The organism is Phaeodactylibacter xiamenensis, assembly GCF_965229835.1.
GTDB classification, from domain to species: domain Bacteria; phylum Bacteroidota; class Bacteroidia; order Chitinophagales; family Saprospiraceae; genus Phaeodactylibacter; species Phaeodactylibacter xiamenensis.
In genome coordinates this window covers 5,943,315-5,957,249 of the sequence record NZ_OZ245931.1, presented here as the reverse complement: position 1 = coordinate 5,957,249, position 13,935 = coordinate 5,943,315, and the positions used below count along the sequence as shown (strand labels likewise).

The window sequence follows — 13,935 nt, the reverse complement described above, 5'->3', positions numbered from 1 at the left end:
TTATCGTTGAAGAGTAAATTTTGAACCATGAACAACCGGAAACTAAACGACAACAAAGTTGCTATTCTGGCAACCGATGGATTTGAACAATCTGAGTTGCAGGAGCCCATGAAAGCTTTAATCTCGGAAGGGGCAACGGTACACATCATCAGCCTTTCAGAGGGACAAATCAGAGGCTGGGAAAAAGGCAACTGGGCGATCACCCCCGTTCATGTGGATATTGCTGTGGACCGCGCCAATCCGGCAGAATACACTGGTCTGGTTTTACCCGGTGGCGTGATAAATCCGGACAAGCTCCGCCGGTACCCGCACGTTACAGACTTCATTAGAGGCTTTGTGGAGCTAAACAAACCGATTGCAGCAATCTGCCATGCACCATGGCTGCTTATTGAAGCCGAATTGGTAAACGGCCGCACGGTGACTTCTTTCGAGTCCATACGCACCGACCTGGAAAACGCCGGGGCAAACTGGGTTAATGAAGAGGTTGTGACAGACGGTCTCATCACCACCAGCCGCAATCCAGGCGATCTTGACGCATTCAGCCATAGATTTATCGAGCAATTGCTTACCGAAACGCCGAGCAGTTCTTCCGTTTAGGGACTGACTTTTTGAAAAACAACCTAAATTTATCAGAAAGGGGCACTCCATGCGCATGGAGTGCCCCTTTCCTCTTTCAAGCCCAAATAGGCCTTCCTGACTCCGGGAAGGGAGCAATCCCATCAATACTGATAATGTATCCCCAGGCCAGGTTCGCCCGCACTAATGATCACTCTTCTTCCTCCGATGCCCGGTATTCCTCCACCCAAAAGTTATTGTAGCCCAGCCCTACCGTGATTCGGATTTCCTGTAAGTTAAGCAATTCCAGCAGCGCCAGAAAGGTGACAATAGCATGAATCCGATTGCGGCAGGCGCTGAAAACCTCAGTAAAAGTGGCACGACGCCCACCCTGAATCCGGGAGAAGATGTGTTCCTGCTGCCCTTCTATGGTGTAACTAAACTGCACAATCTGATGTACCGTTTTGGGGTTGGCATACTCAAAACGCTCCACGATACGCTCAAAGGCACGAAGCAGCTTGAAAAGGGTAACGGATTCCAGCTCCGCATCTACCAGTGCTTTAGTGGCGATACTGTGTAGTTCTTTGGTGACATTGCCACGGTAGGACTGCTTGGCGCGGCGGGCTTCCATCTGCCGCATTTCCTCCAGTACGCTTTTGACGCGTTTGTATTCGATCAGGCGCTGTACGAGCTCCTCCCGGGGGTCTATTTCGTTGCCTTCCTCGTCCACCGGCTTGCGGGGGATGAGCATTTTTGCTTTGATGCGGCAAAGCGTAGCTGCCACCAGGATAAATTCACTGGCCAGATCGATATTCATCTCCTCCATCTGCCGGATGTAAGCCAGGAAGTCGTCGGTGATTTTGGCGATCGGAATATCATTGATATCCAGCTCGTCCCGCTCAATGAAGAAGAGCAGCAGGTCAAAAGGGCCTTCGAACTGAGGCAGTTTTATGGTGTAAGATGCGTCGCTCATAAGTCGAATGGGATTTGAGGCTCCATTAAGCTATTTAGGCTGCGGCATTATCGCTACTTTTGAATTTCTACAAAAGTAACAACTTTAGCGTTGCCATGCCGAACAAAGGAAAACTCTATCTCATCCCCGCCCCGCTCGGAGAAGGCGCAGAACACACACTGCCGCAGCACGTCATTGACATCTTGCACCGGTTGGATATCTTCATTGCCGAGCGCGCCAAGACCGCCCGCCGCTTTATCAAGGCGACCGACCCCGTTAAGCCCTTCAGTGAGCTGACCTTTTACGAAATTACCAAGCATACGCCCCCGGAGGACCGGCAGCGCTTCCTGGCCGATGCCGAACAGGGCAAAGACATAGGTCTCCTCTCCGAAGCCGGCTGCCCGGGCGTCGCTGACCCCGGCGCTATTGTCGTACAAACGGCACATCAGCGGGGTATTGAGGTAGTGCCCCTCGTTGGGCCGTCGTCTATTTTGCTGGGGCTGATGGCCTCCGGCATGAACGGGCAAAACTTTTGCTTCCACGGCTACCTGCCGCCCAAAAAGCCAGAGCTGCAAAAAGAACTCAAATTTCTGGAGCAGCGGGTGTTCAAGCATACCCAGACGCAGATTTTCATAGAAACGCCCTACCGGAATATGAGCCTGATTGAAACGGCCATCAACACCCTTTCCCCCGATATGCTGTTTTGCATCGCGGCGGACCTTACCTTGCCCACCGAGTACGTGCGCACGCTCACCATCGCACAGTGGCGCAAGACAAAGATGCCGGATTTGCACAAGCGGCCGGCCATTTTTTTGGTAGGGAAGTAGGGAACTATGACTTTTCTGATTTTGTATTATTTTAGAGATCTTGCGAACCTGTTCAACATTAATACAATGAAAGTACTACTGGACATTGACGATGATAAAGCCATACACCTTTTAGAAGTGCTAAAGGGACTTAACTATGTGCGTACCGAGCCCCTCAGCGAAGAGAAAGCATCACTTATCAGTGAGCTGAAAGCGGCTGTTTCAGAATTGAAAGATATTAGAGCCGGGAAAAAATCTGCTAACGTCGCCCAATCTTCTATAAATGAGCTCCGATAAAGATTCGAGGATTTCTTGAGCTACCTCGAAGACTAGTCCTCCATCAATCCACCAGCAACCGCTGCTTTTTCGGGTAGCGTACCGCGTACTTCAGCGTGCGCTCAGCGGTAGCACCTGCCGGAAGGTTGAAAGACCAGGTGACCGTCCCGGTTGCCTCATTAAGCTTACCGCCTTCATGCCCCAATTGGACCACCTTAATATCGTCATCTTTGGGTAGGGGATACTGATCTTCTACCCGCAGTGACACCGGATAGCTATTGGTATTGCGGATGGTGGTTTTCCAGCTGCGCTCTACGGTTTTATTGCTGCCCAGAAAGCTGGTACGCGATTGATCCCGCACCCGCTCGCGTTTGACGATGATGTCTTCGTCGCGCCCGACAGACAGGGACAGGGTATCCTCGAAAGCGGCCATATCCAGATAAGTATCGCCCTGATAAGTACCTTTGAAAAACAGGTTGGCATCTCCATTGAGCAGGCTGTACTGCGACCAATCAGTGATTTCGGCAATCAGGTAGGCCTCTTTGGATAGTTTAGGTACAAGGGCATAATGGTAGTTGGCCGGCACTTCGTAAGTCGCCATGTGCACATCGTAGGGCTGATGGTCTGCCGGGATAGTATAAGGAAGTTCGATTTCGAATTCGGTGCTTGTCGCCCGTTGTTCGATAGCGATAGGGACGGGCGCAGGCTTTTCCGGTTTTGGGCGGGCTTTCTTACTCCTAACACCCGAAGCCATGCCCATAACCATCACCTCATCCAGCATCATGCCCTTCGAGCTTAGGCGCACGTTAACGGTGCTTCCCATTACCACCACCTGCTGATTAGCGTATCCGACATAGGAGACCAGCAGTGCCGGCTGTCCGGCGGGTATTTCCAGCTCAAAACGCCCTTCCATATCCGTCACTGCTCCGATAGTAGTCCCTTCAACCAGAACTGACGCCCCAATCAGGGGTTCCCCGGTTTCCTGGTCCAGAACTGTCCCGCTCACCCGCTGACTGCGGCCACGGTTCGCCACAGGCTGACGGGCAGGGGGTGCGTAGTAGTTGTTGAAGGTAAGGTAATAAGGGCTTAGCCCGGGTTTCACATTGCTCACCGTAGGATTGCCAGTGGACAGGGTCAGGCGGGTATTCAGCCAGTCCTCCCCGGCATCCTGATACACTTTGGCTTTGTAGTCCAGTGTCAGCGGTTGCTCCGTACCCTCCACCCGGATATTGTAAAAAGGGTCCCAGCCAGCCTTGGGCACCACATACTGAAGCTCCACTTCTGCCGGTATGGCTTTGGGGGTGTTCACCACGACTTTGACAATGACTTCGGGATCCGCCTCTGATTTGGCGTTTAGCTCCAGGAGTTGATTGCCCAGCCGGACCATCTGCTTTTTATACACGACCGATTGCTGCCGGATACGCTGCAGGTGCCCCTCAATATCCATTAACCGGGTACGGTACAATACGGCGGCCCGCTCCAGTTCATCCACCGCTACGCCATTATTGCCGCCCAGCGATTGGTTCGCCAGGAGCAGGTCACGCTCGCGTACATAAACCTGTGACCGGTTGGATAAAGCCTGTAAGCTGTCTCTTAATGTCAGTTGCTGCTCCTGCAGGACTGCGGTCAGGCTATCTGAATCCGCTTCATTCAGGTAGTTGACTTCCTGCGCAATTGAGACTACGGTGACGGACTGATCGATCTTCAGCTGCAAACTTTCTTCCTGCAATTGGAAGGGCAGTTTTTTGAACAGCAACTGCGTCTCCCCTGCCGTCAATTCGACCGTAGCAGTGCGGGTAACCTGCGCTCCCTGCCGGTAGACGGTAACATGCCCAATTTTGGAATCAACGGTGAGCCCGGACTGAGCGTAGAGGGTGCTCAGTGCACAAAGCAGGATCAGGGAGAGAAAAAGCGTTTTCATAGCGGTTAAAGTTTTAGGGGGTGAGTAAGCCTTTCACCCCCTAAAACTACGCTAATTATTTGGCGGTATCAACCTCATTCACGAAGTCAATCACGCCTTTGAAGTAGTTATCAGCATCATCGTACATGGCCCAGTGGGCGCCTTCCGGACAATAGTGGTAGGAGCCATTGGGCAACTTACCTGCCATCATCTCCATAAATTCAGGGTCCATGGTATCGTACTCCGCGCCTATAGAAAGTGTCGGCACGGTGATTTTAGCGAGGTCCTCTGTCCGATCCCATTCCTTCAGGGTGGCATCGCCCACTACGCCAAACTCACTTGGCCCCTGCATCATGAGGTAAATACCGTAGTTGATGTTGGTCAGGGCGCGGATGACCGGGTCCGGCCATTCCGCCAGGGGCATGCGCAGTACGTGCTTTGGGTAGTAATGCGTTTCCACCAATTCCAGATAGCGCTCATCGGTGTACTGACCAGCAGCCTCCAGCTCACGGATTTCTGCCAGGGCATCCGCAGGCAGGCCAGGTGCCAGTTCTTCCTCCGCGTACTTCACATATGCCGGGATCGAGGACATCATATTGGAAATGATCAGCCCCTTGAGGTTTTCCTGGTACTTCAGGGCATACTCAATGCCCAGGATACCGCCCCAGCTGTGCCCGAGGATGTAAAAGTTGTCTTTATTCAGCCCCAGCGCCTTGCGCACCTGCTCTACTTCCTCCACAAAGCGGGGGATATTCCAGAGCGAGGTGTCTTCCGGCTGATCGCTGAAATGAGAGCCCAGCTGATCATAATAATAATATTCGATGCCTTCTTTTGGGAAGTAGCTGTCAAAAACCTCAAAGTACTCGTGAGTAGCACCTGGCCCACCGTGCAGCAGGAGTACTTTCTTGGTGGGGTTATTACCTACCCGCTTGGTCCACACCTGGAAATCACCGGAGGGCGTATTGATGGTGATGCGCCTTACCCCACCGCTGTTTTTGTCTTCCATGCCTGAGTAGTCCAGGTATTCCTCATAGTTGATACCATCGGTTTCGGTGGATGCTTCAGCGGTTTCATTAGTGCTTGCCGGAGAGCAGCCAAATAGTAGGGCCAGCCCCAATAGCAGTGTTAAGTTTTTCATTTTGTCGTTTGTTTTGATTCGCAAATGATATAGGGAGTAAACAGGGAATAAAAGCGGATGTTTTACACCCCTTCGAATGGAAGGAACAAAAAAAACAACTCCACAGGGTATCCTTTTCCCATGCGCCTAAATAAAAGAGCTGTACACTTTAACCTAACAATCTTAAATTCTTTAGTCATGATGAATCACTTGATCACCTTCGCCCGTTTGTTTCCAGTCCTTGTTTTTTGCCTGGCTATTAGCCTTATGACCTCCTGCGAAAAGGAGTCTTTCGCTCCCGCACCAACTTCTAATCTTGTTGAATACTCCGATCTTGCTGAAGCGGAATATGCCCCGAAGGACAAGGCCTATATACAAGCTCCTGCCTTCACCTTTGAAATACAAAAGAACTACTGCACCCTTGAGGGCGTGAACCTCAATGTGATCATTGACCGGCCGGAAAATTACACGTTCAAGTGGGCTATCGACGGCAACCATGGTGGGCACAACAGTTATACTCCGGGCTGCGTATGCGGAAACACTGCCACCGTTTTTATCACCCGTTTATCAGACGGCATGTCCCTGCGCCAAGCCATTGACCTGCCTGCATGTGGACTTGACTTCGAATAGTACACTTCGCAACCCCAACAAAAATGCCCGAAAGCAGTGTCAACCACTACTTCCGGGCATTTTGTCTTTCAAGGTAGCAACCTACCGTCTTATTTGGCAGGCGTAGCCGGCAAGTCATTTTCAGCTACACGCTCTTCCTTGTGCACACTACCAAAACCATGAATGTTTTGGTGGATAAAGTCTTCAGGGAATTCCTCCACTCCAGGAAAGCCCAGGCGAATATCCCGCCCATTGAACGGGATGTAAGCAGTGCCAAAGATGTAATCCCAGCACGCCAGTGAAATACCAAAGTTCACACCATACCGGTGTTCTTCAGGAAGATCATAGGAGTGGTGCCAGATATGCATTTCCGGACTATTGAAGACTTTCTTCATAAATGGCCCAAGCGCAAATGCTCCCACGGCTATACTTGCAGCCACTGTACCCAACTGAGCAGCCAGGGATGGGTCCTGCAAGAGGTTGATATCAAATCCGCCGGTAGCAATAAGCAGTCCAATCAAAGCGCCCAATACACCACCAGTCACATAACCAGGAACCGTAATATTGGAGTGGTTATAGTGGCCAATAGCCAGCGTAAAAATGTGGATGATAAAGAAATCATACAGACCAATTCCAAGCAGAGCCAGCGGGATGTACTCCAGTGACCGGTAGACCACATTTTCTACCCAGTGGTAACGCAGGTGTGCAGCAAAGCCCATCTGCTGAACCGAGTGGTGCACTTTGTGGAACTCCCACAGGAAATCACTGCGATGCAACAGCCGGTGTACCCACCACTGAACGAAATCACGGACCAGAAAGCCAACCAGTAAGATAAGCCACATGGGCGAAGCATTCAGTGGATTGGAGGCCTGCAGGTCGAAACCACCGGTAATGGCTTTGATGCCATCGTTAAACAGGTTGACCACCACGTCCGAAGCCGCATTATAGATAATGAGGGAAAACAGGAAGAAGTTGAAGAACATGTAAAAGAAGTCCAACCAGAAGTCTTTCCTGAATTTTGGCTGATCTTTGCGCCAGGGCGTCACCACTTCCAACAAGAAGAAGAAGCCTGAAACAATAAGCAGCCAGTAAAAATAATTCTGCCACCCCGGGTGGGTGATCTCATACCACAGATAGCTTGCATAGCCATTGTAGCCATCAACAAATATATCCCAATACTTCATGACGAATAGTTAAGTTTTTAGTTTACAGATTACATTACAATTCAAGGAGGTACCACTCGATCGCCTCCATGTCCAAGTTGGCACGGCGGCTGGATTCCTCGGGAGCATAATTGGCGGCCAGGTAATCAAGGATAGCATTTTCCTGGTCGCCCAGGTCCCAGAGTCCCTGCGTCTCCTGCATCCAGACAATCATATTCTTCCAGCCATCACGGGTAGCTTTATTCTGAGTGACCAACTTGGCAGAATGACAGGCCGTACAGGTAGCCCGAACGGTTTCCCAGCCTTCCGCAGCGATCAGCCCGGTCTCCATGTGTATACCATCTTCCACCCGGTCCATATCAGCCGCCTTTTCAGCCATACGCTGTTGCGAGATTTCTACAGGGACTGTTTGAGGGTCGTCAAACCACCCATTCAAAGCGGGCTGGAAGAGGGCAAACAGGAACAAACCGACGACCGCAAAGAAAATAGCGGACACCGTTTGGACAATAAGACCGATGGTACCCAGCCACCGCTTTCGGTAGGCTTGTTTTTGCTTTTCGGTCAAATGATCAGGTAGGTGTAACATAATATCAGATTACTTTTACAGCGATTCTATGACAAGCATTATTGAGGTAGCCTTTAGGGTTCCAGCCAGGCAGGATCATCGGCTGTGCCGTGCCCCGGCTGTCGGTAGCACGGGCCCATACCTCGTAATAGCCTTTTTCAGGAAAGCTGACTTCAGCATTGAAGTGCTGCCAGGCCAGACGGTTAGCGGCAGCCTCCAGTTTTGCAGGCTTCCAGGTGGCACCAAAGTCAATGGAGTATTCCATTTTTTCCACACTCAGCTCACCCGCCCAGGCATGCCCGCGGATCGGCAGCTTCTGTCCTGATTTGAGGGAAGCGCCAGTCTTTGGATAAGTGATGACGGATTTGACCGGCATGCTCTCAATGATGCACATGTCTTCGTCTTTCACTTTGGTACCCGGTGCTACCGGCTTACAGGGGACCCGGTAGGAAGGGGCTTCCATCTTTGGCCCATCGTGCACTTTATTGCGTACCAAGAGCTTGGTCAGCCATTTGCCGGAAGTAGAGGCTGGCCAGCCACCTGTGACCAGGCGAAGCGGGTGCCCGTTTTGGTAAGGAATATCCTGCCCGTTCATTGCCCAGGCGATAATGGTCTCATCCTGCATCGCTTTTTCCATGGGTACACCACGGGAGATCGGCTTCTTCTCCGGGTTGCCGCTTACGTGGCGGTCCATACCTTCATAGCCTACATAAACGGCATCTCCCTTAAGCCCAACATCATTGAGCACATCTTTCAGGCGCACACCCGTCCAGGAAGCACAGGCTACTGCGCCTATCCCCCACTGATTACCCTTGGCAGGCGGGTTGAATTCGGCCCGGCCGTTGCCGCCACACTCCAGCGTGAGGGCATAGGTGTGGTGTTGGAATTTATCTTTAAGTTCCTGAATCGTGTAGGATTTCTTTTGGCGCACAGACTCGCCCTCTATGGAAAGCGTCCAGGTATTCACATTGATTTCATCCTCCTCTGGCGGGATGCCGTTGTTGCGGATGAAGAACTTATCTGCCGGTGTGAGTTTGTCGTCCAGCAAATGAGCCGGCGTCTCCACATTGAGCGGCCGGTCATTCAGTACAATCAGGTCCGGGTGCTTACCCGGTATCTGAAACGGGGCGTCTTCCTGTGCCAGTCCGGCAGGGATCATTCCGGCCGGGAAGTGCTTGCCGTAAACCATAGGTGCTCCCAGTGCAGCTCCGATGGCAAGCAGGGCTCCTTTACGCAGGAAACCACGCCGTGTTTCCGGGTCAGATTCACGCCCCCAGAGCAGGCGGTCCGCTTCGATAGGGTCTTTGGCATAAAGCTCGTGCAAGCCTACTTTTTTCTTGCGATTCTTCATTGTAAAACTGTATTAGTAATGCAGATTTTTTGGCTTTTGTACCTGGGAAAACCTCTGGTACAACACGTTTTGAAAGTGATATACCGGAGGTTTTAATTTTATTCCGCAGCCTTGCTGAGCTCAGCTTCAAGCTCGGCAAACCGCTTTTTGTGTTCCGCATCGTCAATATCCCGCTCAATAGCCACGCCACCTTTGTTAATATAATTGTGGCTCCACTCTATCCAGGATCCGTCGTAGTTTTTCACATCCTCAAACCCCAGTATTTCAGTGAGCACATAAGTGGTGTGAGCGGAACGCACACCAGACTGACAATACGCAATAACTTTCTTGTCAGGCGTAATGCCTGCTTTCTCAAAGTTGTATTTCAGGTCTTTTAGTGATTTGAACCTGTGGTCTCCGTTGAGGTCCACCGCATCTGACCAGTTCAGGTGTATGGAACCAGGAATACGTCCGTAAGTGAAAGCCCCCTTTTTGTATGGGTAGCAAACTCCTTTGCTAACGTAAGGCACGCCCTGATACTCTTCAGGTTCGCGGGTATCCAGCAGAATATAGTTCGTATCGGCCATAGCAGCCAGTACATCTTCCATACTGGCCAGCCGGGTATAATCCGGGGCATTGCTGAAGGTGTACAGTACTGGATCAGCTTTGGTCACTTCGGTAGTCAGTTCAAAACCATCAGCTTTCCATGCAGCTTTGCCACCATTCATCACAGCCATGTTTTCATGGCCATACATATCGAGCATCCACATGAAGCGGATGGCATCTACGCTGCCTTTGGTATCATAGATAACCAGGAAGTCATCTGCACTGATACCATTGCTGCCCAGGAGCGCAGCCATTTCTTCAGGTGATGCCCGCATGCCTCCGTAATCGTAACTTCCGCCTTCGTAATCCGGGCGCCAGAAATTAACCGCGCCGGGCAGGTGCCCCTTTTCGAAGGCGTCCTTTTTGCTGATTTCGATGACTTTGAAGGCTTTTCCTTCATCGTACATCGCCTTTACATCGGCGGTTTCAACTAGGTGATTGGCTTTGACAGAAGACTTAAGCGATTCATCTACCTTCTCTTCGACCTTGGTAGTTTCTGCTTCTTTCTCAGAATTAACTTCTGACTGGCAGGAAAATACGAAAAAACTTAGGAAAAAGCCTAGCAGTAGCAGGCTCGAATGGTGTAAACGTGACAATTTCATGATAATCATTGGTTAAGGTTTAGAATATGGCGTGCAAGCCAAGGCCCAGCCAGTTGCCACGGCGGATTGCGCCGACACCACTCTGACTGAAGAATTGATTGACGCGGGCACCATCACCTGCAGCGCCGGGGTCACCATCGCGCCAGGTGTAGTGTAGCATCAGCTTAAGATTGCGGCGGTCCAGGTACAGGTTTACACCGGCATCGTAGGTCTGCTCTGAACCGGAGAAGGAGCCAACTGCAGAAGCATCTGCCTGTTCTTCCGCTGTTTCGCCACCATTGAACTGCATCACCATGAATACCGGCTCCAGCATGTACTTGCCTACCGTAATGTTGTAGCCTACGCGTACGTGGCCGGTATTAGAGGTGTAGTCAAAAGCACGGGAGGTCCCATCACTGCTTGTACGGGTGCTGGAGCGGGTCATAAATATCCACTCTCCATCAAGGTTGAGCGGCCCCCAGTTAAGCAGCATGCCAGGGCCAAAAGCCAGGGATTCTTCGAACAAGTCCGTCTGCCCCTGATAGGAAGCGTTGAAGTCAAGGGAAACCCCTTTGCGCTTGTTGTAAAAGTTGGTTTCGTACCCAATTTTGTACTTCGTCAGTTCCGGGTCGCCGAGGTAAAGTACCGCCCGCCCTGCAATCAATGGAGCAAACTCCCGCCCCACAGTTTGCCCCAGCGGGCTTGTCGTCAAAGGGTTGAAAACACCAAGGTTGTAATTGAGCCCGACCTTCTCTCCCTGAAACAACCCGCCAATATTGAGGCCTGCAGCCCGGCCAGGCCCAGTGCCTACCAGATGACGGCGTACATAATTCTGAGACATAGACTTTTCGAAGGAGTTGACCGACCAGCCGGAAGTAATGCTTTCCCGCTGCATTTGCGGACGGAACCAGCCGCCCGTCAGCCACGCAGCCTGACTGCCCTTGGTGAGCTGATACTGGAAAAAGCCATCCCATACTCCAAAGTTTGGTTGTGCAGGGTTAGTACCACCAATGCTTGAGCTGAGCAGGTCTCGTCCGGCAAGATCGTAAAACATCGCCAGAGAGTACTTCAGTCGTGGATAAGGCTCGCCTCCGATGAGCAGGCGCGCCCGGCGGAGATTGGTATTCAGGCGGTTGTCTACGCCTTCATATTCGCCAGTTTCTGCATTATATACTTCCTGATCCATAGAGTACAGCGACCATAGCTGTACCATCATCCGGATATTGAATTTGAAGTCTTCCTTTTTTTTGAGCCACATTTCCTGAACAGGAACCTTCTCATCTGTAGCTGTCTTTTCCTGTGCCTGCAAAGATATAGCCGCCATAAGTACAAGCACTAATGCTAACCCAAAAGTTAAGCCTTTCATTTACTGAATTTGGTTTTGGTTAATGTTTTGATTTACAAATATCTGCGCATTGCAACGAATAGTTTGTGCGTTTGCGCACACAAGGAAGCAACACGGGCAAAATGTAATAGGCTTACGAGTTAGTGCAGTAGGCGGAACAGAGCATGAATTGCGATTGCATCAGATCAATACACAAGGGCTCTATTCCATGACCGGTCAGAATTTAATGCCAAACTTACAGCATTTCACCCAAACATGTTCAATACAAAACGCAAATTTTCAATTTTTATATTAAAAAAAACACGCTTTACCAAAAAACCTACCAAACCAATATGAAAAACCGGAATAATCTACTTTAGACAGCGAAGCCCCGCCAAGTTAGACCTCGACGGGGCTTCGCCCGTTAACCCTATTTCCCTATAGGATTTACGCTTTATGCAATGTCGCTAGTCTTTAATTTGTAGTCTGACGTAATAATCCCGCTGCACTTTTAGGTCATCCGTTCGCTTAAGGTTGATTCGTTGCCATTCCGTATCTGGTTTTAGTACGACCGGCTCTCCTTTGTGCAATAAAGTTACGGGCATATCAAATCCGGATATGGTTTGCTCCCAGCGGTAGGACAGCTTGCCCTTTTCCCATTTACACGCCAGTACAGGTATACGCGTATCGCGCAGGTACTGATCAAAAACAGGCTGCAAGTCCAGTCCTGATTTTTCAATGAGGTACTCCTCAATTTGTTTCGTGGTCACCGTTTGGTGGTAAAAGTCTTTGTTCAGCCCCCGGAGTATGCTGCGCCATTTTTCATCATCGCCCAGAAGGGTGCGAATAGTATGAAGCATATTCGCTCCCTTGTAGTACATATCCGAAGAGCCTGCATGATTGACATCGTAATCGCCGATTACAGGCCGGTCATTCATAATCGCCTTGCGGGTACCAATTACATAATCTGCACTGGCTTCGCTGCCATAATGATAATCGAGGTAGAGGTTTTCAGAGTAAGCGGTAAACCCTTCGTGTACCCACATGTCGGCAATATCTTTGTAGGTGATGTTGTTGGCAAACCATTCGTGTCCGGCTTCGTGTATGATAATAAAGTCGAACTTTTGGCCCCAGCCCGTACCACTCAGGTCCATGCCCAGGTAGCCATTCTGATATTTATTGCCGTAAGTCACAGAGCTTTGGTGCTCCATGCCCAAATAGGGTACCTCCACCAGTTTAAAGCCATCCTCGTAGAAAGGGTAAGGTCCAAACCAGTGCTCGAAGGCCTCCAGCATCATCGGCACCTGCCTGAACTGTGATTTGGCTTTGTCCAGGTTGCCGCGCAGCACATAATAATTGCAGTCCAATGCCCCTTTTTCCCCCGCGTACGTTTCTGACCAGTGTACGTAATCTCCGATATTGACGTTCACGCCGTAGTTATTGATGGGGTTGTCAACATACCAGTGGAAAGTGTGGGTCCCGTCCTCATTTTTTTCTACACTGAGGAGTTTGCCGTTAGACACCTCCACCAGCGTATCCGGCACCCGGACGCTGATCAGCATACTGTCTGGCTCATCGTACATATGGTCTTTGCAGGGCCACCACAGGCTCGCCCCTTCTCCCTGACAGGAGGTCGCTACGAAAGGATTGCCGTTTTCGTCTTCGTCCCAGCTCAGCCCGCCGTCCCATGGCGCACGGACTGCCACCCGGGGCTTTCCACCGTACTCCAGTACCAGTTCGTATACCTGCCCCGCCTTAAGGCTTTGGGGCATTTGTATGTAGTAAACATTGCCATCACGGCTGTATTCCAATGGCTGCCCATTTTGCACCGCGCCCCGAAGTGCCATTGGCGGCTGCAGGTCAACTTGCATGCGCTTGCCAGGCTCCAGCACTCTATACTGGACTGTGTTCCGCCCTTCGATAGTCCGCTTGGCCGGGTCAACTTCTATATCCAGGTGATAATACGTCAGGTCCCACCATGCACGTTCGGGCGTTACGGACCCACGGAGGGTATCCTGACGGTCAAACTGGGCTGCCAGGAACACAGGTAGCAGCAGAAAAAGAAAAATCAGGGCCGTAGAAGCGGAAAGTTTTAAGCAGTTCATAAATCACTAAAATTGTTGAGGATCAGCAATAAAACGTTGCTAACAA

The 13,935-nt window shown here is 50.8% G+C and carries 13 protein-coding genes; 4 read left to right on the top strand and 9 right to left on the bottom strand.

From position 1 onward, the window contains the following. The first annotated feature begins 27 nt into the window (after positions 1 to 27). Entirely contained in the window at positions 28 to 597 is a 570-nt protein-coding gene (locus tag ACO08I_RS22645; protein ID WP_421947185.1) for a type 1 glutamine amidotransferase domain-containing protein, read from the top strand. Positions 598 to 766: 169 nt separating this feature from the next. Here ACO08I_RS22645 and ACO08I_RS22640 read toward each other — a convergent pair whose 3' ends face one another. Continuing rightward, positions 767 to 1,528 carry a segregation and condensation protein A gene (locus tag ACO08I_RS22640; protein WP_282776224.1) on the bottom strand — a complete coding sequence of 254 codons (762 nt, stop codon included), beginning with the start codon at positions 1,526 to 1,528 and terminating at the stop codon, positions 767 to 769. Between the two features lie 95 nt (positions 1,529 to 1,623). Here ACO08I_RS22640 and ACO08I_RS22635 point away from each other — a divergent pair, with 95 nt between their 5' ends. Beyond that, positions 1,624 to 2,334: an SAM-dependent methyltransferase gene (locus ACO08I_RS22635; RefSeq protein ID WP_282776225.1), complete on the top strand. Its 711-nt coding sequence runs from the start codon at positions 1,624 to 1,626 to the stop codon at positions 2,332 to 2,334. A gap of 66 nt (positions 2,335 to 2,400) precedes the next feature. After that, complete coding sequence (locus ACO08I_RS22630) at positions 2,401 to 2,610, top strand: hypothetical protein (protein WP_282776227.1); 210 nt, start codon at positions 2,401 to 2,403, stop codon at positions 2,608 to 2,610. Positions 2,611 to 2,653: 43 nt separating this feature from the next. On the opposite strand, the gene ACO08I_RS22625 is transcribed toward ACO08I_RS22630, so the two are convergent. Together ACO08I_RS22625 and ACO08I_RS22620 are read right to left on the bottom strand one after the other, a co-directional pair. Further along, on the bottom strand, positions 2,654 to 4,510 hold the full coding sequence (locus ACO08I_RS22625) for a mucoidy inhibitor MuiA family protein (RefSeq protein ID WP_421947184.1): 1,857 nt from the start codon (positions 4,508 to 4,510) through the stop codon (positions 2,654 to 2,656). Positions 4,511 to 4,565: 55 nt separating this feature from the next. Beyond that, complete coding sequence (locus ACO08I_RS22620; protein WP_421947183.1) at positions 4,566 to 5,627, bottom strand: proline iminopeptidase-family hydrolase; 1,062 nt, start codon at positions 5,625 to 5,627, stop codon at positions 4,566 to 4,568. Between the two features lie 177 nt (positions 5,628 to 5,804). Here ACO08I_RS22620 and ACO08I_RS22615 point away from each other — a divergent pair, with 177 nt between their 5' ends. Next, positions 5,805 to 6,236 (top strand): hypothetical protein, encoded by a 432-nt coding sequence (locus ACO08I_RS22615; RefSeq protein WP_421947182.1) that lies wholly within the window; start codon positions 5,805 to 5,807, stop codon positions 6,234 to 6,236. Positions 6,237 to 6,325: 89 nt separating this feature from the next. Here ACO08I_RS22615 and ACO08I_RS22610 read toward each other — a convergent pair whose 3' ends face one another. The 6 genes from ACO08I_RS22610 to ACO08I_RS22585 all read right to left on the bottom strand — a co-directional run bounded on the left by ACO08I_RS22610 (position 6,326) and on the right by ACO08I_RS22585 (position 13,889). Next, on the bottom strand, positions 6,326 to 7,399 hold the full coding sequence (locus ACO08I_RS22610) for a sterol desaturase family protein (RefSeq protein ID WP_282776235.1): 1,074 nt from the start codon (positions 7,397 to 7,399) through the stop codon (positions 6,326 to 6,328). Positions 7,400 to 7,433: 34 nt separating this feature from the next. Continuing rightward, positions 7,434 to 7,964 (bottom strand): hypothetical protein, encoded by a 531-nt coding sequence (locus tag ACO08I_RS22605; RefSeq protein WP_421947181.1) that lies wholly within the window; start codon positions 7,962 to 7,964, stop codon positions 7,434 to 7,436. Positions 7,965 to 7,968: 4 nt separating this feature from the next. Further along, positions 7,969 to 9,294: a sulfite oxidase gene (locus tag ACO08I_RS22600; protein WP_282776239.1), complete on the bottom strand. Its 1,326-nt coding sequence runs from the start codon at positions 9,292 to 9,294 to the stop codon at positions 7,969 to 7,971. A 98-nt stretch (positions 9,295 to 9,392) separates the two neighbouring features. Continuing rightward, the gene (locus tag ACO08I_RS22595; protein ID WP_282776240.1) at positions 9,393 to 10,481 is read right to left on the bottom strand and encodes a sulfurtransferase; all 1,089 of its coding nucleotides are present in this window, start codon (positions 10,479 to 10,481) and stop codon (positions 9,393 to 9,395) included. A gap of 19 nt (positions 10,482 to 10,500) precedes the next feature. Next, positions 10,501 to 11,826: a porin gene (locus tag ACO08I_RS22590; RefSeq protein ID WP_282776242.1), complete on the bottom strand. Its 1,326-nt coding sequence runs from the start codon at positions 11,824 to 11,826 to the stop codon at positions 10,501 to 10,503. A gap of 425 nt (positions 11,827 to 12,251) precedes the next feature. Next, positions 12,252 to 13,889 (bottom strand): M1 family metallopeptidase, encoded by a 1,638-nt coding sequence (locus ACO08I_RS22585; protein ID WP_282776243.1) that lies wholly within the window; start codon positions 13,887 to 13,889, stop codon positions 12,252 to 12,254. Positions 13,890 to 13,935: the final 46 nt, after the last annotated feature.